Origin of the sequence: Phenylobacterium sp. (assembly GCF_030645195.1) — a bacterium.
Classification (GTDB): Bacteria; Pseudomonadota; Alphaproteobacteria; order Caulobacterales; family Caulobacteraceae; genus Phenylobacterium.
The window spans coordinates 1-20,929 of sequence record NZ_JAUSLW010000025.1; the positions used below are offsets into that span (position 1 = coordinate 1).

Here is a 20,929-nt window from a genome sequence, read left to right on the forward strand (position 1 = left end):
TCTTGAGGTTGGTGACCAGGTCAGCGGCGTTTTCCACCTTGATCCCGCCGCCGCGCTTCGGCGGTTCGGTGACCTTGACGACCTTGAGGCGCGGAGCAGTGTCGACGCCGAGCGAGGCGGCTTCCTTCATGTCCAGCGGCTTCTTCTTGGCCTTCATGATGTTGGGCAGCGAGGCGTAGCGCGGCTCGTTGAGACGCAGGTCGGCGGTGATGATCGCCGGCAGGGTCACGTCGATGGTCTGGATGCCGCCGTCGACCTCGCGGCCCACCTTGGCGTTTCCGGCCGAGAGCTCGACCGAGTTGGCGAAGGTCGCCTGGGGCCAGTCCAGCAGCGCCGCCAGCATCTGGCCGGTGGCGTTATTGTCGCCGTCGATCGCCTGCTTGCCCATGATCACGACGTCGGGGCTCTCTTCGCCGATGATGGCGGCGAGCAGCTTGGCGACGGCCAGGGGCTCAGGGTCCTGGTCGGTCTGGATCAGGATCGCGCGGTCGGCGCCCATGGCCAGGGCCGTGCGCAGGGTTTCCTGCGCCTGGGCCGGGCCGATGGACACGGCCACCACCTCCGTGGCGACGCCCTTTTCCTTCTGGCGCACGGCTTCTTCGACCGCGATCTCGCAGAAGGGGTTCATGGACATCTTCACATTGGCGAGGTCCACACCAGATTGGTCCGGCTTGACCCGGGCCTTGACGTTGTAGTCGATCACCCGCTTCACGGGGACGAGCACCTTCATGGCTTCGCTAACGCCTCAAATTGCTAAAAATTGAACGGTTGGGGCATAACGGTTCCGACGCGCATTGCAAGCCGGGCGCGGGTCACACTGCGCCGCAATTTTGTCCAGGCGGCCAGATAGGCCGCTCGAAACCCCTGCCAAGACGAAGATCATGAACCGAACGATCAAGCGCCTGATGTTGATTTTCCTGGGCGCCTTCGCCCTCTCCACGGTCGGGGTCGCCGTCTATCAGGTGGGTTGGGTGATGCCCGGACAGCGCTGCGAGGCCAAGGGCGACTGGTGGGACTGGCGCGGCCGCACCTGCGCCCACCCCGTGCTGATCTCCGACATCACCGGCCGGGTGATCGACAACGACGCGCAACGCAAGGCCGCCAAGGCCGCCGCGGCCAAGGCCCGGGGCGAAGCCCCGCCGGCGCCGCAGTAGGCCTGGGTCAGCGGGTGGCGCCGGAGCGCCAGAAGACGTCGGCCCGGCCCTGGTCGTTGGCCGCGCGGGCGGCGACGAACAGCAGGTCCGACAGCCGGTTGAGATAGCGGAAGGCCGGGCCGGAGACCGCCTCGCCCGAGTCCATCAGGGCCACGGCCACGCGCTCGGCGCGGCGGGCCACGGTGCGCGCCAGGTGCAGGGCCGCCGCGGCCGGCGATCCGCCGGGCAGGACGAACGAGGCCAGCGCCGGCAGGGCGCCGTTCAGGTGGTCGATCTCCTGCTCCAGCCGCGCCACCTGCGAATCCAGGATGCGCAGCACCTCGCCCTCGATCTCGTCGGGCTTGGCCGGGGTGGCGAGGTCGGCGCCCAGGTCGAAGAGTTCGTTCTGGATGCGGGCCAGGATGTCGTCCAGCGGGCCGCCGGCGGTGTGCAGCCGGGCCAGGCCGATACAGGCGTTGGTCTCGTCCACCGCCCCATAGGTCTCCACCCGCAGCGAGGCCTTGCTGACCGTGGCGCCGGTGGCCAGGCGGGTCGCGCCCTTGTCGCCGGTCCGTGTGTAGATCCTGTTGAGGGTCACCATGGCTAGCCCCTGTGCCGCCACCAGACCGCGGTCACCAGCAGGGCCACGGCGATGGCCTGCAGCAGGACCCGCAGGCGCATCAGCTTGTTGGAGTAGGAGCGGCCGAAGTCGCCCCCCCGGAACAGGGCGTAGAGTCCGATGAACAGGGTCACGGTCACCGCCAGCAGGGCGAGGGGAATCAAAATGTCGAAAGCGCGTTCCATCCGCCCAATCTAGAGCGGGGCGGGCGAAGTGGCGACCGGTTCGGCGGAAATTTGCGCGACAGGACAAGGACCGGGCGCGCCGCTTCGAATTCAATCGGAGCCGATCACGCGCTCGGGCGAGGCGGCGATGAAACCATGCGGCGAATCCCGCGTTGAAACGTCGTTACGCGAGCATGCTCAATGATCGACGGTATGTCGTGGCGTCGTGTTTCCGACCTGTAACACACGGAAATGGTCCCAAATCCCGACTGCGACGCTGCGCCACACAGTCCAACCTCAACCTATGGGCTAGACGACGACCTCTACCCGCATCGCGGAACGGGTTAGATGAACTTGATCAAATGACACCCTTTCGCTTGGACGCGCCGCGGCGAACGGGTTAGAGAACAGGACACCTGTCATGCCGCCTCCCCAGGCCAGTGACCCGGGCGCCTCCCCGCGCCCAGATTCTGAAGTTGAAATGTGCGAGCTCATCGCTGACCTGCGCGATGCGGCCGTTGAAGGTGATCGCCTTGTGCGTCGCCACGGCGAACCGTTGGTGAAGGTCTTCGAGGAGACTCGCGTCGAGTTCGAACCCCGTGCGGAGGCGGCCCATTCGAGGCTGGACGCTCAATGAAACACGTTCCCGGTACTCTTCACGGCGCCCAGGAAGCCGAAATGCGCGTGCCAACCCGCCGCGCGCTCGCCAAGCAGCAGACCCGCGCCAAGGTGCTGGCCGCCGCACGCCGGCTGTTCTCGGAAGAGGGCTATGAGGGCGCCACCATCCGCGACATCGCCGCCGCGGCGGGCATGTCCACCGGGGCGGTGTTCGCCAACTTCTCCGACAAGTCCGACCTGTTCCGCGAGATCATGCTCGCCGACATGGCCGACCTGGCCGAGACCATGCGCGAGGCCGCGCTGCGCGGTCGCAACGTGGACGACGCCCTGCTGAAGGCCTTCGCCGCCGGCTACGCCTTCTACAAGACCCAGCTTCCGCTGGCGCGGGCCGCCTTCTCCATCTCCTGGTCCCCCGACCAGGGCCAGGAGCTGCGCAGCATGCCGCCGGTCCAGGCCCTGCACGACCTGATCAACGAACAGCTGGTGCTGGGCGTCGAGCGGGGCGAGCTTAGCCAGGAGGCGGAGGTCAAGCTGCGCACCCAGATGCTGTTCGACTGCTACCTGGCCAACTATCCGGAGGCGATCTTCCTGGGCTGGAGCATCGACGCGCTCCAGGCCAAGGCCAAGGATCAGATCCGTGTCATCCTCGCCGGCGCCCGCCGCGGCTGACCCAAGCGGGTGCGACGTACTGTCGCACTCATCCGTGGACGGCGCCCGACCGCGTGGTTTCACCCTTACCATGGGTCAAGCCGCGCGTGAGACGTGGTCTGGATTCAAGGCATTAGAGCGCGGCGGGCGGCGGAGCCGGTATCCACTTCCGCCTGACCTGCTCTAGGGGGGACACCATTTGAGCGTAAGACAGTCTCAGAAAGAGGCGACGCGTAAACGCGTGCTCGACGCCGCGCGGGATCTGTTCGAGAGCCGCGGCTACGAAGAGACCACCGTCCGGGAGATCGCCCGGGTCGCCGAGGTCTCGGTGGGCAGCGTCTTCACCACCTTCTCCTCCAAGGGCGATATCCTCAGCCAGGTCATGGCCGACCGCCTGGACGCCCTCTATGCGGAGCTCGACCGCGTGGTGCCGCATCTGCGGGGCTCCACCGCCGACCGCCTGGCCTCGATGTTCGCCATCCACTACGCCTTCGAGACCCGCCGCACGAAGCTGTTCCTGGCCCACATCGCCGCGGCCTTCGACTGGACCCTGGAGGCCAACTCCCGCCCCTTCGGACGCAACGCCCACCTGATGCAGGTGGTACGCGACTGCCTGGCCGAGGGCCTCGTCCGCGGCGACGTCGATCCGGCCACCGACCTGGACATCATCGTCGACGCCCTGATGGCCTCCTATGCCTGGACCTATCGCCTGGCGGCCTGGAACGGCTCCGACGCCGAGGCCATGAGCGCCGTCTTCGACCGCCATATCCGCCTGATCTGCCAGGGCTTCGCGCCGCGGTAAGCGTGACAGCCGAAAGTGGCCGCCGGTTTCGGCGCCCGTCACGCGCCAGTTCAGGACCTAGAGCTTGTCCCGTTTCGATTGAATCGAAACGGCGCTCTAGATTCCTTTCTGATCGCTTTTCCTGATCGGCTGACTTGATCCAAGTCAGCCGGGAAACGCTCTAGTTGGCGCCTTCCAGCAGCCGGCGGGCGATCACCTGAGCCTGGATCTCGCCGGCGCCTTCGAAGATGTTGAGGATGCGGGCGTCGGCCAGCAGGCGGCTCACCGGCTGCTCCATCGCAAACCCCGTCCCGCCATGGATCTGGACGGCGTTGTCGGCGCAGGCCCAGGCGATGCGGGCGGCGACCAGCTTGGCCATGCCCGCCTCGAGGTCGCAGCGACGGCCCTCGTCCTTGGCCCGCGCGGCGAACCAGGCCAGCCGTCGCGCCCCCAGCAGTTCGGCGGCCATCATGGCCAGCTTGTTGGTCACCCGCGGGAAGTCGGCGATGGCCTGGCCGAACTGGCGGCGCGCCAGGGCGTAGTCCAGCGCGATGTCCAGGGCCGCCTGGCCCACCCCGATGGCGCGGGCCGCGGTCTGGATGCGGGCGCTCTCGAAGGTGGCCATCAGCTGGGAGAAGCCCTGGCCCTCCTGGCCCCCTAGCAGGTTGGCGTGAGGGACTTCGAAACCGTCGAAGGCCAGTTCGTATTCCTTCATGCCGCGATAGCCGATCACCCCGATCTCGCCGCCGCTCATGCCCGCCGCCGGAAAGGGCTCGGCCTCCGTCCCCCGCGGCTTCTCCGCCAGGAACATCGACAGGCCTCGGTGGTCCTTGCTGGCCGGGTCGGTGCGCACCAGCAGGGTCATCAGGTCGGCCCGGGCCGCGTGGGTGATCCAGGTCTTGGCGCCGCTGATCTTCCAGACCTCGCCCGCGCGCACCGCCCGGGTGCGCAGGGAGCCCAGGTCCGAGCCGGCCTCCGGCTCGGTGAAGACCGCGGTGGGGATGATCTGCCCCGAGGCGATGGCCGGCAGCAGGCGGGCCTTCTGGTCGGGGGTCCCGTGGGCCAGGATCAGCTCGGCGGCGATCTCCGAGCGGGTGCCCAGGGACCCGGTCCCGATCCAGCCCCGCGACAGGGCCTCGGAGACCACGCACATGGCGATCTTGCCCAGACCCGACCCGCCGTGGGCCTCCGGCACTGTGAGGCCGAACACCCCAAGGTCGGCCAGTTCCTTGAGCAGCGCCAGCGGGATCAACTCGTCGCGCAGATGCCAGCCGTGGGCGAAGGGCGTGATCTTCTCCGCCGCGAAGGCCTGGAACTGGTCGCGCACCATGTCCAGGGTGGCGTCCAGGCCGCTGGCCTCCAGGGACGGTCGGCCGCGGGCGGTCTCCAGCAGGCCCACGATCCGGGTCTTCACCGCCTGGCTCGCGCCGGGCCGCAGCCGGTCGATCACCCCGCGCAGCCGGTCGTCGATCAGCCCCAGATCGGTCAGGCGGAAGGTCTCCCCCTGGTTCATGGGCACGCCCCCGGCCAGCTGGCTGAGATACTCGAAGGCCAGCAGCTGGGCCGGCAGGGCCTCGGATTCGGTGAACGCGCCGTCGGCCTCCAGGGCGCGGGCCCAGGCCGCCGTCTGGCGCAGGGTCTCGGCATAGGCCGCCGCCCAGGCCAGGCCATGGGCCACGTGCTGCTCGGCGTCCAGGGCGCTCCGGTCCAGGCGGCCCTCGAAGGTCACCCGGGCGGAGACGGCGGCGCGGGCCTCGGCCACGACAGCCTCGGCATGGTCGGCGGCGTCGGCCAGGAGATCGGTGAGATGGGGCAGGATCAGCGGGGTCATGGCCGCGACTATAGGCGCCCGCCGCGGGGTGAGCCTATACCTCGCAAAGAAGCCTTGGGAGCCCGCGCCAGATGATCGTCGTCCACCACCTCAACGACTCGCGCTCGCAGCGCATCCTGTGGCTGCTGGAGGAGCTCAAGCTCCCCTACGAGATCAAGCACTACGCCCGCGACGCCGTCACCCGCCTGGCCCCGCCCGAGCTGAAGGCCGTCCATCCTCTGGGCAAGTCCCCGGTGGTCACCGACGGCGACATGACCGTCATCGAGAGCGGCGCCATCGTCGACTACGTCATCCGCCGCCACGCCGGCGGCCGCCTGCAGCCCGATCCCGCCACCCCGGCCTACGACCATTACCAGCAGTGGATGCACTATTCCGAGGGCTCGGCCATGCTGCCCCTCATGCTGTTCATGTATGTCGGCCGCCTGGGCGAGGCCGGCGCCCCGCTGCATCCGCGGATGGAGAGCGAGATCGCCAACCACCTCGGCTATGTCGATGGGGCCCTGGCCGGCAAGGACTGGATCATGGGCGCGGATTTCTCCGGCGCCGACGTCCAGATGAGCTTCGTCGGCGAGGTCACCGGCGCCTTCGGCCGCCTGGCCACCTATCCCAACATCGCCGCCTGGCTCGAACGCTTCCAGGCCCGCCCGGCCTACCAGACCGCGCTCGCCAAGGGCGGCCCCTACAACATGGGTCCGAAGGCCAAGGCTTAGGCTGCCAAGGGCCTTCTCCCCCTGTGGGACGAGGGGACGCGCTCCCCCCTCTCCCTCCTGATCGTCATCCTCGGGCCTGTCCCGAGGATCCATAAACACCGTGGCGAAGATGACCCTCGGCGGCGACGCTCGCGCCTTATGGGGACGGGCGGAGATCATGGATCCGCGGGACTGGCCCGAGGATGACGATCTAAACTGGAATGGGGCAAACACCCCCTAATTCGACCCCGCAAGCGGGAGAGGAAGAGGCGCGCCTACCCCGGATAGTCCAGTTCCCCATCGAGGAAGTCGAACACCGCGGCCTTGGTCAGGGCGTGGGGGATGGCCGAGAAGTGGTCGCAGCCCGGCACGGTGATCCCGTGGGCGTGGGGGAAGATCCGCGCCAGTTCCTCCGGATCGCCGGCGCCGGTGTCGCGCTGGCCGGCCACCACCAGCACCGGCATGGGCAGCATCGCCATGGCGTCCCGGTCGAAGGGCGGGTTCTGGGCGCCAGTGAAGGCCGCCAGGGCCTGCCGGTCCTCCCCCTGCTCGTCGGCGAACTGGCGGAAGCTCTTCAGCATGGGCTCGGTGATGGTCTCTGGGTCGTCGGCCAGCATGGCCTGCGCCATTGGATTGCCGGCTGGCATGGCGCGCTCGCCGATCAGGGCCCCGCCGACCCCGCCCAGCATCAGGTTCGACACCCGGTCGGGCGCCTTCAGCGCGGTGGCCAGCGCCGTGCGCGAGCCCATGGAGTAGCCGAACAGGTCCACGCGGTTCAGGTCCAGGTGGTCCAGCAGGGCGATGACGTCGGAGGCCAGCTTGTCGCGCGTATAGGCCGCCGGGTCGTGCGGCTTGGCGCTCTCCCCGTGGCCGCGCTGGTCCAGGGCGATGCATCGGATGCGCCGCCGCTCGAAGGCCGCGTACCAGCCCGTCCGCTTCCAGCCCTCACTTCGGTTTGAGGCGAAGCCGTGGACCAGGACGATGGTTCGCTCTCCCCCGCCGGCCGGAACGATGTCGTCATAGGCCAGGGTCAGGCCGTCGGAGGTGAAGCTCGGCATGGGCGTTTCCGTGTGCGGCGCGGCTCTGCGGCCGTCTCTCCATGATCTTGGCCTATGGAGCTTGGCCGATCCACTCCCAGTGCCAGGGTTCGAAGGGATAGTTCACGAAGCCGTAGCGCCCGGCATTGGCCAGCAGCCAGGCATAGGCGGGGGTCTTGGTCATGAACAGGCGGTTGGGGTCGGCGCTGGAGTCCGGCCTGAAGCCCGGCGCCTCGCCGACATAGAGGTCGAAGGCCAGGCCCGTGCGGTGGGCCGAGCAGGTCGCCCGCGCCACCCCGTCGCAATTGCCCTCCTCCAGGCAGCGGACGTCGTCGGCGTCGGGCGCCCGGAAGCCTGAGAAGATGGTCAGGTTGCGCGGATCGGCGCCGATGGCCGGGGACTCCCGCCGCGCCGCCGCAACCATCCTGCGATAGGCGTCCAGGGCGCCGGGACGGATCGGGATGGTCTTGCCGCCATAGCTCTCGGCGGAGTCGGCGAGCGCCAGGGTGGCCGGGTCCGGCGGGTCGGGGCAGATCCCCTTGACGTTGACCATCACGAAGGGCCGGCGCTCCTGCCAGACACCCTTGAAATGGTTGAAGGTGTCCACGTCCATCTCGCCGGTCCCCCTCATCCGCGCCTGCCTCTGATAGCCCGCCAGAAGCTGGGCGAAGCGCGAGGTGGTGGGGCCGCAGCCGGTGCGCAGGTCCCGGGCCACCAGGGGGGCGTAGACCTCCCAGCCGGTCTCCGCCCGGCGGAAGGGCGCCCAGGCCAGGGCGGTGAGGGAGGCCGCGTTGATCCGCGCCGCGGCCTCGAAGGCCGGGACGCGACAGGCCGAGGCCGTGGGCGCCGGCGCGGGAGAGGTCTGGGCGCAGGCGCCCGCTCCGCCAAGCGCGAGCGCCAGGGCCGCGGCGCCGGTCCAGGCTCGGAACCCGCGGGAGGTTGAAGGCTTCCAGGTCACGGTCCGCATTGTGCGCGGGCGAGCCTGGAGGTCCACTGATGAACTGGTCTGCATCGATCCTTGTCCTGACCTTCGCGCTCGCCGCCTGTTCCGAACCGTCCCCTGGCGAGCGCACGGCCAAGGTGGCCAACGCGCAGACCGCTCCGGCGCTCCCGGCGCCCCTCGCCGTCCCTGCCTCCGGCTCGGCCAGCGCCCAGGGCCAGGCCATCGACGCCGCCGTCCTGCCCGCCGCCGAGGTCACCGATCCGGCCCTGCTCAAGCCGGCCCTGATCCGCGCCCAGGTGCTGCTGGACCGCGCCCACCTGTCCCCCGGCGTCATCGACGGCGCCAAGGGAGAGAACCTGCGCCAGGCGGTCTCGGCCTTCCAGAAGGCCAAGGGGCTCCCCGACACCGGCGAGCTGGATGCGGCCACCTGGGAGGCCCTGATCGCCGGCGCCGCCCCGGTCACCGCCGACTATCTGATCACCTCAGATGATCTGAAGGGCCCCTTCGTGGCCATCCCGGAGAAGAGCGAGGACCAGGCCAGGCTCGACCACCTGGGCTATGCCAGCCCCGTCGAGATGTTCGCCGAGCGCTTCCACATGGACGAGAAGCTGCTGAAGGCCCTCAACCCCGACGCCGACTTCACCGTCGCCGGGACCTCCATCCTGGTGGTCGCCCCGGGCTCCGACACCCTGGGCGGCCAGGTCGCCCGCATCGAGGTGGACAAGGCCGAGCGTGAGGTGCGCGCCTATGGCGAGGGCGACGTGCTGCTGGCCGTCTATCCGGCCTCGGTGGGTTCCGCCGATCGGCCGGCCCCTTCCGGCGAGTGGGCGGTGCGCACCATCGCCCCCAACCCCACCTGGATCTACGACCCCAGGCGCCTGACCTTCGGCGACGGCAGGAAGGGCAAGTTCACCATCGCCGCGGGCCCCAACAATCCGGTGGGCGCCATGTGGATCGACCTCACCAAGGACACCTATGGCATCCATGGCGGCCCCGATCCCAACCACATCGGCAAGACCGACAGCCACGGCTGCGTGCGGCTTACCAACTGGGACGCCCAGGAACTCGGCGCCGCGGTCAAAAAGGGCGCGAAAGTGGTGTTTGTGGGATCTGAAACCAAAGCGGGAAAAACATAGTGGGATCAATCCCCTGGGGCGATTTTAACTCGCCGGTCAGAAAACAGGGTTACTTCTTGGCAAACCCAAAATGGGTGTGACGATGAGTCTCGGAGCGGAGAAATGTCAGGGGAAACGGCGAAGACCGTAATCGCGACGATGAACCGGATCGACCGGGCGACCAAGCGCACGATGCGGGAGCGCGAGCGCAAGGAGCGCGTGGCCGCCCGCGTGAAGAAGCCCGAGACCACCGCCGCGGCCGCCGGCGCCTATGACAAGCTCATCGAACGCCTGACGCGGGCTCACTGCATCAAGTACGCCCGCAAGAACTGGACCGAGATCGCCGCCCGCGGCCTGGTGGAGCCGGCGCTGCGCACCCACACCAAGGAACAGATCGCCCGCAAGAAGCTGGCCCGCTACGAACCGGGCCTCATCGACGCCTTGTTTGGTCTCGGAGCCGATAGGCGGCGCGCTCTGGCCGAGGCGGTGCTGACGGCCGCCAAGGAGGACGCCGACCTCTACAACCGCGGCAAGCGCGCCGCCGAGGCGCACAATCTCGACGTCAACCTGGCCGCCAGCGTGCTGGCCCGCGACCTCTCGGCCATCGAGCAGACCCTGAGAATCAATCTCGACCTGGAGGCCATCACCCCGGCCCTGGAGGGGTTCGCCGTGGTCCAGCCCGGGCCCGGCCGGTTCATCGTCTATATCGACGCCCTGGAGCTCGACGCCCTGCCCGACGAGGCGGTGGTGGCCATCGACGGCGATCGGGCCGGCTATCTCCCGATGCCGACGGCCAATCTGCAGGAACTGCACATCTCCAACATCTGCTCGATCTCCCTGCGCATCGGGGTGGAGGTGCTGTCGGTGGTGGGCGGCGAGGACATCGAGGTCATCACCCGAACTCACCTGCTCCAGCGCCAGGGTGGCGAGTTCGAACAACATCCCGTGCTCTATGTCCGCCTGCCGCACACGGCCATGTTGCGCATGGACCTGACTCGGCTGGAGCCGGTCTCCACCATCACCGCCCTGGGCGGACGGCTGGACTGGGACGCCACTCGCGGCTTCGCCCCCATCCGCATCGACGATCTGCGCCTCACCGATCCCGCCCCGAAGGCGACCCCGGACTCCGCCGCCGGCGGCGCTCAGAACCCCGCGCCGAACCCCGCGCCGAACGCAGCGACGAACGCCCCGCCTCGCCGGGTCGCCTAGGGCGTGACGGCCTGACGCGGACCCCGGTTCAGGCGCCCGTCACGCTCCAAACACAAGAGATCGAGCCTGTTTGCCCGGTTCGCGTGAGTCCGCCTGAAACGGACAGGCTCTAGGTCGGGGTGGGCGCTGGGTCGTCCGCCGGCTCGTCCGGCTCGTCCGGTTTCGCAGGGTCGACGGCGGGCGGCGGCTCCGGCGTCGGCGCCGCCACGGGGGTCGGCTCCGGCGGCGGTGGCGCAGGTTCGGGCGCGGGGGGCGGCGGCGGACTCGGCGCAGGGGTCGGCTCAGGCGTCGGGGCGGGCGGCGGCGGCGGGGGCGCGGGCGGTTCAGACACGGGCGCGGGCGGCGGCGGCGGTTCTGGGGTCGGGACTGGCGGAACGGGCGCCGGCGGCGTCGGTTCGGGGGGCGGAACCGGAGGCGCGGGCGGCGGCGGCGGCGGGGCCGCGCCGGGCTCCGGCTTCAGGACCAGGACCGCGATCCAGGCGATGGGCCGCCCGGTGGTGATCGGCCCGCCGGAGAGCGCCCGCTCGGTCTTGGTGACCGTGTCGCCGACATTGCCGCCGATGGAGTGGACGATGTGCCGGGGCGCCCGGGCCACCTGGCTGACGATGTCGCAGTGGCTCTCATAGGCGTACTGGCCGCGCCTGGCCGAGACGCTCTCCACCCCGGCCAGGACCTGGGGGAAGGAGCGCACCGGGCTGGCGTTGCGCGAATAGCAGATCACGTCGCCGACCCGCGGCTCGATCCAGCTCGGGTCGCAGGGAAGATAGGCGTATGCGCTGCGCCCGAAGCCGTAGGCGTCGATGGCGGCCTGGATGTAGCCGGCATGGGCGGCGGCCGACCGGAACTGGTCGGTGGACAGCCCGGCCCGCTTCATCACCGAGGAGACGAACACCGCCGACCAGGGCAGGGATGAGGTGCTGGAGCGCTTGATGGCCCCGGCGATGGCCCGAGCCGGGGGGGTGCCCAGGCCGAACTTGGCGTTGGCGGCCTCGATATTGGCCTTGCTGTTGGCCTTCAGGATCTGCGGATTGCCGCCGCTGATCACCACCTCGTAGGGGAAGGACAGCATGCTGTCGTAGCCGGTGAAGGCCCAGAACTGCCAGACGGCGTCCCAGGACAACGAGCCGGCGAGCGCCCCGTCCCCCTGTTTCTCGATCACCGCGTCGGCGGCGGTCTCCTTGACCCGGCCATAGCCGAACTTGGCCCACTGGTCGGTGGCCACCCGGGCGATCTCGGCCCCGATCGGCGGCGGCGGCTTGGCGGCGGCCGACAGGCAGGCGGCCTTCAGCTCGGTGCGGTCGACGCTATATCCGGCGGCGTGGGCCGGCGGCGGGGCGGCGGCCACGCAGGTGGCGAGCGCGCCGGCCAGAAGCAGGGCTCTCATGGCGTGGCTCCGGGGCAGCCGGGCAGGAAGACCACATCGCAGGGCGGGGCGTAGGGCTCCTCGGTCAGGCCCACGTCGGAGGCCTTCAGCCGGCTGTTCTTGATCCAGGAGGTACGCTCCACCTCGTCCAGCCCCTCCTGGCCGAGGGCGTCGACGAAATAGACCGCATCGCGACCGATCTGGTAGCTGCGCGATCCGGCCGAGGTGAAGGGGGTGACGTTGGCGATCAGCCGGCGGGCCTGCCAGTTGGTCATGCGCCCGGCCCGCACCGCCTCGGCCAGGCTGGCGATCTGGGCCTCGGTCAGGGGCGGATAGTCCAGCGATCGGTCCAGGAAATAGGCGAAGTCCATCTTTGTGGGCTTCAGCCCCGCCCGGGCATAGAGGTCATAGTGCCGGGCGATGCGTCGGCCCAGATAGCCGTTGGGGCCCAGGAAATAGTCGTCGTAGCCGGCGCGGATCTCGCGATGGCCCGCCAGCTTGGCGAAGATGATGCGGAAATTCTCGCGGCGCTCGGAATCGTCGAACACGGGTTTAAGGATCGCCGGCGCCCTGGCGCACCAGTCGGGGCTCGACCGGTCGATCAGCTGGTCCAGCAGCGGCCCCTCCTCGGCGAAGGCCTGGCGCACCATGGGGCCGGTGGTGGGGTGGGCGGTCAGCACCGCCAGCACCCGCTGGAAGGTGCAGCCGTGGCCGGCGGTGGCCTTGTAGGGCCCCCAGCTGAAGATGGAGTCCGGATCGGCGCTGGTGAAGCCCGAGCCCCGGTCCCAGTCCCACAGGGTCCGGTCATAGTCCGGGGTCAGGGGGGCCGCGCCGAAGGCGATCACCTTGGCGCGGTCCAGAGGCGAGGGCAGGGGCTGATCCATGATCTTCAGCCACAGCTTCTCGTCGGCGGCGCCCGGAGGCGTGGTCTTCTCGAACCAGCGCTTGCGGCAGGTGCGCAGGGCGGCCAGAGCCTCGGCCGAGGACTTGTCGAGCCGGTTGGGGGACATCTGCAGCGGGGTGATCACCGCGGCATCGACCTTGCGGCACGTCTCCAGCTCGGCGGCGACGGCCTGGGACAGGGGGCTGATGAAGCCCCAACTGGAGTCGGTGAGCCGCCAGGTGCGGGCCTGGGCGCTGAGGTTCACATAGCTGGGCGCCCGGATCAGCACGCCGGCGGCGGCCGGCGCGGCCCAGGCCAGCCAGACGCTCAGCGCGATGATCAGATGTGCGGAGCGGCCCCTCGGCATGTTGCTCAACCCCCCACAGCAAGCCGAAGAGCTTGCTGTGCCTCAAGAGTGAGCGCGCGATGACCGCCGAAACCGGCGTCCACTTTCGGCTATCGCGCGCTCTAGTAGAGCCTCGCGCGCGAACGGCGTTAGGTCAACGCTTCAGCTGCGCCACTTCAGGACGGCCGGCTCGACGGGATTGCGGAACGGGCGGTCTTCCTTGCGGCTGGCGGTCCATTCGCGCTTGAGCTGCTGGTACCACTTGGCCTGCCGGTCGGCGTCGTCGATCCACAGCAGGGAGGGGTCGTAGCGCAGGCCCTCGTTCTGCAGGTTCACCATGTCGCCGTCCTGGCGCAGGAAGATCCGCGCCCCCCAGGCCACGAAGGGCTTGAGGAAGAAGAAGGCCGGGTGGTCGGACCAGACGATCTGGGTGATCTTCGTCCGGGTCTCCGACAGCGGCGTCAGGCAGGTGAGCGACAGCACCTGATGCCTGCCCACCGTCACGTGCTCCCAGCGCAAACCCGGGATGCGGAAGGTGATCTCGGTCAGGGGCTCGCCGCCCAGGACCACATAGGCGCGGCTGTTCTTGGACGGCTCGTGGCGGACCATGGCGAAGCCCTGCTCGCGGGGCTCGAACTTCTTGGCCTTGTCGTGCTGGCTCTTGGCCGAGCGCCACCACCATTGCTGATGCACATAGGGGCCGTGGGCCGGATCCATCAGCCCCACCACCGCGTGGTCGATATGGGCGTCGAACTCCATGCGGTCCACCAGCTTGGGCTTGCCCCCCACCACGCCGGGGAAGACCGGCGGGGCTTCCGGCGGCTCGCCCTCGAAGCGGGGATCGGAGCTGATCCAGACGAAGACCAGGCCCTGGCTCTCGGCCACCGGATAGCTGCGCACCCGGATGCGGTTCGTGTCCATCGCCTGGTCGGCCACCAGGGACGGGATGGCCGTGCAAGCCCCGTCGCCGCCGAACCGCCAGCCGTGATAGGGACAGGCCACCACCTCGGCGCCGTCGGCCTCGGTGGTCAGAGTTCCCGCCGACAGCGGCGCGGCCCGGTGTGGGCAGATGTCCTTGATGGCGTGGGCGACGCCGGCCCGGTCGCGGTACAGCAGCACCGGCTCGCCGAGCAGTTCGTAGCGCTGCAGCTTGCCGCGCTTCAGGTCGGCCGACAGGGCGGCGAAATACCAGATGTCGCTCAGGAAGCCGCGCCCGAACTTGGCGTCGGCGGAGGAGCTGCGGGCCGGGGCGTCGTCGGGCATGGGGTCCTTGTAGTGGTTCAGGGCCGGCGGATGAAGGCCACGCCGTGGGCAGCAAGCGCCACCTTGCCGTCCTCCACCTTGGCCTGGATCAAACCGGGCAGGGGAACGGCCTCGCCGGCTAGCCCCGCCTGGGCGAACACGGCGGGCTCGGCGCCCATGTTGAACAGGCACAGCACCTGCTCGTCGCCCTGGGTCCGGGTGAACGCCAGGACCTGGCCCGCCGCCGGGGCCATGGCGATCTCACCCCGGGTCAGGGCCGCCGAGCCCTTGCGCAGGGCGATCAGGGCCTTGGCGAGGGCGAGCGTGGAATTGGGATCGGCCGTCTGGGCCGCCACCGTCAGGTCGCGGTGCTCCGGCGCGCTGGGCAGCCAGGGCTTGGCGCTGGAGAAGCCGAGGTTTTCCCCCGGCGCCCAAGGCATGGGGGTGCGTGAGCCGTCCCGGCCCTTGGAGATCGGCCAGTAGAGGTCGCCCACCGGATCGCGGATCTCCGTCCGCGTCAGGCTCTGGGCCTCGGGCAAACCGAGTTCCTCGCCCTGGTAGAGCAGGATGGCGCCCTTGAGCGACAGCAGCAGGGCCAGCATCAGCCGCGCGATCGCCTCGCCGCCGCCGAACCGGGTGGCGGTGCGCATGATGTCGTGATTGCAGAAGGAGATGCAGGGCCAGTGGCCAGGATGCCGGGCCAGGGTCTGGAAGTGGTCGCGGAAGATTTGCGGATTGAGCTTGCGCGCGTGCAGCAGGACGAAGGTATAGGCCGAGTGCAGGCCGTCTTCCGGCGTGCAATAGGCGCCGCAGCGCTCCTCCTCCTCGGAGAACTCCCCGAACACGAAGCGGTCGCCGTGGGCGTCCACCCGGGCGCGAATCTCGTCCAGCAGCGGGATGTTCTCGGGCAGGTTGGAGTCGTTGAGATGCACCTGCATCTCGCTGGCGTGGGCCCAGTGGTGGCGGGTGCGCTGCGCCGCCGGCACGGCGGGATTATCGGCCAGCGTGTCGTCGTGCAGGAAGGTGCCGGCCACATCCAGGCGGAAGCCGTCGATCCCCTTGGCCAGCCAGAAGTCGAGCACCGAGATGGCGGCTTCCTTGGCGTCGGGATTGCGCCAGTTCAGCTTGGGCTGCTGGCGCAGGAACTTGTGGTGATAGTGCTGCCGCCGCGCCGGCTGGTAGGCCCAGGCCGGGCCGCCGAACACCGAGAGCCAGTTGTTGGGCGCCGTGCCGTCGTCGGCCGGGTCGGCCCAGACATACCAGCTGGCCTTCTCCCCATCCGGCCCGCCGTCGCGGCTGGCCGCGAACCAGGCGTGCTCGTCGGAGGTGTGGGACAGCACCTCGTCCAGCATCACCTTGATGTCCCGCCCGTGGGCGGCGGCCACCAGGGCCTCAAGGTCGGCCATCGACCCGTAGTCGGGATGGACGCCCTCGAAGTCGGAGACGTCATAGCCCCAGTCGCGGTTGGGGGAGGGATGCACCGGCGAGAGCCAGATGGCGTCGACCCCCAGGCTCTCGATATAGTCCAGCTTTGCCGCGACACCCCTCAGGTCCCCGTGGCCGTCGCCGTCGGAGTCGAAGAAGCTGCGGACATAGATATGATAGACGACCGCGCCCTTCCACCAGGGCGCGGTCTCCATCTCAGGCCTCGTCGGCGCGCGCGATGATGCGCGAGACGATGCCGTAGGCCTTGGCTTCCTCGGCGCTCATCCAGAAGTTCCGGATCGTGTCCTTGACCACCTTCTCGTAGGGCTGGCCGGTCTCACGCGCGATCATGCGGTTGACCCGCTCGCGCATCTTCACGATCTCCTCGGCCTCGATCTCGATGTCCGAGGCCTGGCCGCGCACCCCGCCCGAGGGCTGGTGCAGCAGGAAGCGGGTGTTGGGCAGGCACAGCCGGTTTTCCTTCGGCGCGCCCAGATAGATGTGGGCGCCGGCGCTGGCCACCCAGCCGGTGCCGATCACCTTCACCTTGGGACCGCAGAAGGTGATCATGTCGTGGATGGTGTCGCCGCTCTCGACGTGGCCGCCCGGCGAATTGACGATCAGCCGGATGTCGGCGTCGCTCTCGTTGGATAGCGCCAGCAGCTGGGCGGTGACCCGCTCGGCCAGCCGCATGTCGATCTCCCCGAAGACCAGCACCGTGCGGGCCTTGTAGAGGCCGCTCTGCACGGGCCCCGCCGTCATCGGCATGTCGGGCTTGCGGGCGCCGTCTTCGCCCTCGTCGTCTTCGTCCAACCGCCAATTGCGCATTCGAAAGTCTCCAGGTCTCAACTTGGACGGAACGTGCGTTGCGCCGCAACGGATCGCAAGGTCTGCAGGGTTAACCGGCGGCGTTTTATCGAGGTTATTCCGGCTTTCCTTCACCCAACCACGTCATCCCGGCCGCAGCGAAGCCCTCGGGTCCGACCGCTTGGTCGGCCCAAGGATAAACTCCGCGCCGGGACCCAGGGGCCGCGATCAATCCCCTGGGTCTCGGGTCTCCCCTGCGGGGTCGCCCGGGATGACGGGGGAGAAGGTTTACCGCGCCGCCGTGGCGATCAGCCGGGCGTAGAACTGCACGCACTGCTCCAGGTTCTCCAGGGACAGGTGCTCGTTGGTCCCGTGGATCATGGTCGTCCCCGCCAGGGAGAAGGTCATGGGCTGGAAGCGGTAGACGTCCTTGGCCACCGGGGCCAGGTAGCGGCTGTCGGTGCCCGCCGTCACCAGGCCCGGCGCCACCGGCGCCTTGGCGAGATCGCCCGCCACCGCGGCGATGGTGGTCCAGCCCAGGGAGTTGGTGGAGGAGACCGGCGAGGGCTCGTCCGGCGTCTTGGTCCAGACCATGTCCACCGCCAGGTCGCCGACCGCGGCCTTGGTGTGGGCCATCACCTTGGCCGAGCTGTCGCCCGGCGCGATGCGGTAGTTGATCCAGGCCGTGGCGTCCTGCGGCAGGACGTTTTCCTTGGGGCTGCCCTTCAGCATGGTGGGCGCGACGGTGGTGTGCAGCAGGGCCGCACCGGCGGGCGTCGCGGCGGTCTGGGCCACGATCAGCGGCGAGAACAGCCAGGCGTTGGCCACCGCCATGCGGATCGGCAGCGGGCCGGAGGGCGCCAGCGCCGTCAGCATGGCCGCCCCTGGTCCGGCGAATTTCATCGGGAAGGGATGGTCGCCGATGGCCGCCACGGCCTTGGAGAGCGTCACCACCCCGCCGCCGTCCTTCGGGGGCGAGGAGGAGTGGCCGCCGGCCGCCCGGGCGGTGACCTTCAGGGTGGCGTAGCCCTTCTCGGCGATGCCGATGAGGGCCACCGGCCCGCCGGTGATGGGATTGTCGGAGACGATCGCCTGGCCTTCGTCCAGCACGAACTCGGCCTTGATCCCCCGCGCCCGCAGCAGGGCCGCGGCGGCCCGCGCCCCCTGGCCGCGCACCTCCTCGTCGTGGCTGGAGACGATCATCACCGTGCGGCGGGGCGCAAACCCCTGGGCCGCCAGGATCTCGACCCCCTCGAACAGGGTCACCAGGGAACCCTTGTCGTCGACGGCGCCCCGGCCCCAGACCCCGTCCGGGGCGATGACGCCTTCGAAGGGCGGATGCTTCCAGTCGGCCTCGGTGCCCGGCGTCACCGGCACCACGTCCTGGTGGGCCATCAGGAGGATGGGGGCCAGGCTCGGGTCGGTCCCCTTCCAAGTGTAGATCAGGGTGTGGCTGGCCACGACCTCGCGGGTCATGGCGGCGTGGGCCTTGGGATAGGTGGCCTGGAGCCAGGCGTGCAGCCGGTCCCACTCCGCCGGCTGGTCCTCGGCTGGGTCCTGGTGGCTGACCGTCTGGATCTGGATGGCCTGGGAGAGGTGCTGGGCGGCGAGCGCCCGGTCCACCCTCACCGCCGGCGCCAGCTTCACGCTAGAGAGGTCGGCGGCCGCCGGCGCCTTGAAGGTCGCCGTCCGCACCGCCACCACGCCTGCCAGCGCCACCAGCACCCCGCCCGCTCCGAGGCCGATCTTCGCCAAGGTCTTCATCGCCGTTCCCCCCAAGGAAGGCCTGACCCTAGGCTGTTCTCCCAAGGTCAGGAAAGAGCTGTGCTAAGGTCCCCCCCGGCCACCACGACCCGAGGCGATGAAACCATGACGAAGCGTCACCGTTAGGGGTCCATGGCCTACCGCGCGCCCCGTCACCCCCACATCGAGAAACACGCGCGGCGCCAGACCCTGATGGCGCGGATCGTGGGCCTGGTGCTGATCTGGGGGGTGGTGGGGATCATGGCCCTGCTGGCCGAGCGGACCGTCCCGCCGGAACACCTGCCCTGGAAGCCGCTGAGCGTCATCGATCCCGTCGGCGTGGCCACCAAGGCCAAGGCCGCCCGCACCGGCGAGGACCCCGCCGCCTGCCGCGCGGTGCTCACCCAGGGCGGCCTGTCCTTCCGGGAGGTCCAGGAAACCTCCGCCGACGGAACCTGCCAGGTCCGCGGCGCCCTGCGCTTCACCGGCGGCATGGCCCCCCTGCGCCCCGCCGACGTCTCCCTGACCTGCAAGGAGGCGCTCGCCGTCTCCATCTGGGAGCGCCAGGTGGTGCAGCCCGCCGCCTTCGAGGTGCTCGGCGAAGCCGTCACCGCCATCGACAACTACGGCTCCTATGCCTGTCGCCGCATCTACGGCCAGGCCGAGGGCCCCGTCAGCGAACACGCCAGCGCCAACGCCCTCGACGTCGCCGGCTTCAAGCTGGCCAATGGCGAGGTGATCAGTGTGCTGAAGGACTGGAACGACCCCGGCCCCAAGGGGCGGTTCCTGCACCGCGTCCGCGACGGCGGCTGCCGGGTCTTCGTCACCGTCCTGTCGCCGGACTACAACGCCCAGCACGCCAACCACTTCCACCTGGACATGGGCGGCTCGCCCCTGTGCCGGTGAGCCTCTCCGCCCGCGGAACAAACGGGCATTAACACAAAATTCACCATGGTTAACGGATGGAACCGATGGGGAACGAACCGAGTCCGAATCGGAGTCGCGTCGTCAGATCCTCCCCCAGGCGCGTAGCGCCGATGTGGGGGAGGTGGCAGACGGCGCAGCCGGCTGACGGAGGGGGATCGCCGTAGGCGACACCTTCCACCCCAAACAAGAGTCAAAGTCCCCCTCAGCCGGCCTTTCGGCCGACAGCTCCCCCAGAGGGGGAGCATCGGCGTCCTAGGCCATCACGCCTTCACGCGCCCCCTCCGCCGCCACCCGCCGACGCGCCCGAACCCCCTCGGCCAGCCGCTCCAGCACCGCCACGGAGGCGTCCCAGTCGATGCAGCCGTCGGTGATGCTCTGGCCGTAGACCAGGGGGCGCCCGGGAACCAGATCCTGGCGGCCGGCCTCGATGTGGCTCTCCACCATCACGCCGACGATGCGCCGTTCGCCGGCCGCCAGCTGGCGGGCCACCTCGTCCATCACCTTGGGCTGGTTGGCCGGGTCCTTCGACGAATTGGCGTGGCTGGCGTCGATCATCAGGGCCGGACGCAGGCCCGAGGCCTCCATCACCTTGGCGGCCGCCTCGACGCTGGCGGCGTCATAGTTGGTGGTGGTCCCGCCCCGCAGCACCACGTGGCAGTCCTCGTTGCCGGTGGTGGCGGCGATGGACGAGCGGCCGTCCTTGCTCACCGCCAGGAAATGGTGCGGCTGGCTGGCGGCCTTGCAGGCGTCCACGGCGATCTTCACGTCGCCGCCGGTGCCGTTCTTGAACCCCACGGGACAGGAGAGGCCAGACGCCATCTCCCGGTGGATCTGGCTCTCGGTGGTCCGCGCGCCGATCGCGCCCCAGCCCACCAGGTCGGCCAGGTACTGGGGGGTGATCACGTCCAGGAACTCCACCGCCGCCGGCAGCCCCATGTCGTTGATGTCCAGCAGCAGGCCCCGCGCCAGCCGCAGCCCCTCATTGATCTTGAAGGTCCCGTCCAGATAGGGATCGTTGATCAGCCCCTTCCACCCGACCGTGGTCCGGGGCTTCTCGAAATAGACGCGCATCAGGATTTCCAGCTCGCCGCCGAACCGCTGACGCTGCTTCAGCAGCCGGCCGGCATAGTCCATGGCCGCCTCCGGATCGTGGATCGAGCAGGGGCCGATCACCACGGCAAGCCGGTCGTCCTGGCCGTGCAGGATGGCGTGCAGGGCGTGGCGGGTGGCGGTCACCGTCGTGCTGGCGGCGGGCGTGCGGACGAACTCGGCCATCACCTGGGACGGCGGGCTGAGCTCGGTGAGGCTGCGGATGCGAAGGTCGTCGGTGCCGGGCATTTGGAACTCCTGAAGCGGGGAGGTCACGCTGGCGGGCATAAAAAAACCGCCAGGGTGACTGGCGGTGG

20 protein-coding genes are annotated in these 20,929 nt (G+C 69.5%); 7 read left to right on the forward strand and 13 right to left on the reverse strand.

Features of this window, described 5'->3' with window-relative positions; all coding sequences use genetic code 11:
* Positions 1-730: electron transfer flavoprotein subunit beta/FixA family protein (locus tag Q7T09_RS02095; protein ID WP_304697312.1), on the reverse strand; the 730-nt coding region annotated here is incomplete at its 3' end.
* Positions 731-881: 151 nt separating this feature from the next.
* Between Q7T09_RS02095 and Q7T09_RS02100 the strand changes: the two genes are divergently transcribed.
* Positions 882-1,154 (forward strand): hypothetical protein, encoded by a 273-nt coding sequence (locus tag Q7T09_RS02100; protein ID WP_304697313.1) that lies wholly within the window; start codon positions 882-884, stop codon positions 1,152-1,154.
* A gap of 7 nt (positions 1,155-1,161) precedes the next feature.
* On the opposite strand, the gene Q7T09_RS02105 is transcribed toward Q7T09_RS02100, so the two are convergent.
* Together Q7T09_RS02105 and Q7T09_RS02110 are read right to left on the reverse strand one after the other, a co-directional pair.
* Entirely contained in the window at positions 1,162-1,734 is a 573-nt protein-coding gene (locus Q7T09_RS02105; RefSeq protein ID WP_304697314.1) for a cob(I)yrinic acid a,c-diamide adenosyltransferase, read from the reverse strand.
* A 2-nt stretch (positions 1,735-1,736) separates the two neighbouring features.
* A complete protein-coding gene (locus Q7T09_RS02110) occupies positions 1,737-1,937 on the reverse strand; it encodes a twin transmembrane helix small protein (protein WP_304697315.1) in 201 nt (66 codons plus the stop codon).
* A gap of 657 nt (positions 1,938-2,594) precedes the next feature.
* Here Q7T09_RS02110 and Q7T09_RS02115 point away from each other — a divergent pair.
* Together Q7T09_RS02115 and Q7T09_RS02120 are read left to right on the forward strand one after the other, a co-directional pair.
* Positions 2,595-3,203 carry a TetR/AcrR family transcriptional regulator gene (locus Q7T09_RS02115; RefSeq protein WP_304697316.1) on the forward strand — a complete coding sequence of 203 codons (609 nt, stop codon included), beginning with the start codon at positions 2,595-2,597 and terminating at the stop codon, positions 3,201-3,203.
* 178 nt (positions 3,204-3,381) lie between these two features.
* Positions 3,382-3,984: a TetR/AcrR family transcriptional regulator gene (locus Q7T09_RS02120; protein WP_304697317.1), complete on the forward strand. Its 603-nt coding sequence runs from the start codon at positions 3,382-3,384 to the stop codon at positions 3,982-3,984.
* A 160-nt stretch (positions 3,985-4,144) separates the two neighbouring features.
* On the opposite strand, the gene Q7T09_RS02125 is transcribed toward Q7T09_RS02120, so the two are convergent.
* A complete protein-coding gene (locus tag Q7T09_RS02125; protein ID WP_304697318.1) occupies positions 4,145-5,794 on the reverse strand; it encodes an acyl-CoA dehydrogenase family protein in 1,650 nt (549 codons plus the stop codon).
* Between the two features lie 71 nt (positions 5,795-5,865).
* On the opposite strand from Q7T09_RS02125, the gene Q7T09_RS02130 reads away from it, so the two are divergent.
* The gene (locus Q7T09_RS02130; protein ID WP_304697319.1) at positions 5,866-6,504 is read left to right on the forward strand and encodes a glutathione S-transferase family protein; all 639 of its coding nucleotides are present in this window, start codon (positions 5,866-5,868) and stop codon (positions 6,502-6,504) included.
* A 254-nt stretch (positions 6,505-6,758) separates the two neighbouring features.
* On the opposite strand, the gene Q7T09_RS02135 is transcribed toward Q7T09_RS02130, so the two are convergent.
* Together Q7T09_RS02135 and Q7T09_RS02140 are read right to left on the reverse strand one after the other, a co-directional pair.
* The gene (locus tag Q7T09_RS02135) at positions 6,759-7,541 is read right to left on the reverse strand and encodes an alpha/beta fold hydrolase (protein ID WP_304697320.1); all 783 of its coding nucleotides are present in this window, start codon (positions 7,539-7,541) and stop codon (positions 6,759-6,761) included.
* A 52-nt stretch (positions 7,542-7,593) separates the two neighbouring features.
* The gene (locus Q7T09_RS02140; RefSeq protein WP_304697321.1) at positions 7,594-8,478 is read right to left on the reverse strand and encodes a D-alanyl-D-alanine carboxypeptidase family protein; all 885 of its coding nucleotides are present in this window, start codon (positions 8,476-8,478) and stop codon (positions 7,594-7,596) included.
* Between the two features lie 38 nt (positions 8,479-8,516).
* Between Q7T09_RS02140 and Q7T09_RS02145 the strand changes: the two genes are divergently transcribed.
* Together Q7T09_RS02145 and Q7T09_RS02150 are read left to right on the forward strand one after the other, a co-directional pair.
* Positions 8,517-9,599, forward strand: a complete 1,083-nt coding sequence (locus Q7T09_RS02145; RefSeq protein ID WP_304697322.1) for a L,D-transpeptidase — start codon at positions 8,517-8,519, stop codon at positions 9,597-9,599.
* A 138-nt stretch (positions 9,600-9,737) separates the two neighbouring features.
* Positions 9,738-10,787, forward strand: coding sequence for a hypothetical protein (locus Q7T09_RS02150; protein WP_304697323.1), 1,050 nt, complete (start codon positions 9,738-9,740; stop codon positions 10,785-10,787).
* Positions 10,788-10,896: 109 nt separating this feature from the next.
* On the opposite strand, the gene Q7T09_RS02155 is transcribed toward Q7T09_RS02150, so the two are convergent.
* The 6 genes from Q7T09_RS02155 to Q7T09_RS02180 all read right to left on the reverse strand — a co-directional run bounded on the left by Q7T09_RS02155 (position 10,897) and on the right by Q7T09_RS02180 (position 18,617).
* Complete coding sequence (locus Q7T09_RS02155) at positions 10,897-12,171, reverse strand: DUF2272 domain-containing protein (RefSeq protein WP_304697324.1); 1,275 nt, start codon at positions 12,169-12,171, stop codon at positions 10,897-10,899.
* Entirely contained in the window at positions 12,168-13,400 is a 1,233-nt protein-coding gene (locus Q7T09_RS02160; RefSeq protein WP_304697325.1) for a hypothetical protein, read from the reverse strand. Before Q7T09_RS02160 ends, Q7T09_RS02155 begins: the two co-directional genes overlap by 4 nt.
* A 141-nt stretch (positions 13,401-13,541) precedes the next feature.
* The gene (locus Q7T09_RS02165) at positions 13,542-14,642 is read right to left on the reverse strand and encodes an aromatic ring-hydroxylating dioxygenase subunit alpha (RefSeq protein WP_304697326.1); all 1,101 of its coding nucleotides are present in this window, start codon (positions 14,640-14,642) and stop codon (positions 13,542-13,544) included.
* A 17-nt stretch (positions 14,643-14,659) separates the two neighbouring features.
* Positions 14,660-16,261 carry an alpha-amylase family glycosyl hydrolase gene (locus Q7T09_RS02170; RefSeq protein ID WP_304697327.1) on the reverse strand — a complete coding sequence of 534 codons (1,602 nt, stop codon included), beginning with the start codon at positions 16,259-16,261 and terminating at the stop codon, positions 14,660-14,662.
* A gap of 1 nt (position 16,262) precedes the next feature.
* Positions 16,263-16,874 carry an ATP-dependent Clp protease proteolytic subunit gene (locus Q7T09_RS02175; protein ID WP_304697328.1) on the reverse strand — a complete coding sequence of 204 codons (612 nt, stop codon included), beginning with the start codon at positions 16,872-16,874 and terminating at the stop codon, positions 16,263-16,265.
* Positions 16,875-17,141: 267 nt separating this feature from the next.
* The gene (locus Q7T09_RS02180) at positions 17,142-18,617 is read right to left on the reverse strand and encodes a M20 family peptidase (protein ID WP_304697329.1); all 1,476 of its coding nucleotides are present in this window, start codon (positions 18,615-18,617) and stop codon (positions 17,142-17,144) included.
* A gap of 132 nt (positions 18,618-18,749) precedes the next feature.
* Here Q7T09_RS02180 and Q7T09_RS02185 point away from each other — a divergent pair, with 132 nt between their 5' ends.
* Positions 18,750-19,502, forward strand: a complete 753-nt coding sequence (locus Q7T09_RS02185) for an extensin family protein (RefSeq protein ID WP_304697330.1) — start codon at positions 18,750-18,752, stop codon at positions 19,500-19,502.
* Positions 19,503-19,775: 273 nt separating this feature from the next.
* Here the strand turns inward: Q7T09_RS02185 and Q7T09_RS02190 are convergent, their stop codons facing one another.
* Positions 19,776-20,900: a 3-deoxy-7-phosphoheptulonate synthase gene (locus tag Q7T09_RS02190; RefSeq protein WP_304697331.1), complete on the reverse strand. Its 1,125-nt coding sequence runs from the start codon at positions 20,898-20,900 to the stop codon at positions 19,776-19,778.
* Positions 20,901-20,929: the final 29 nt, after the last annotated feature.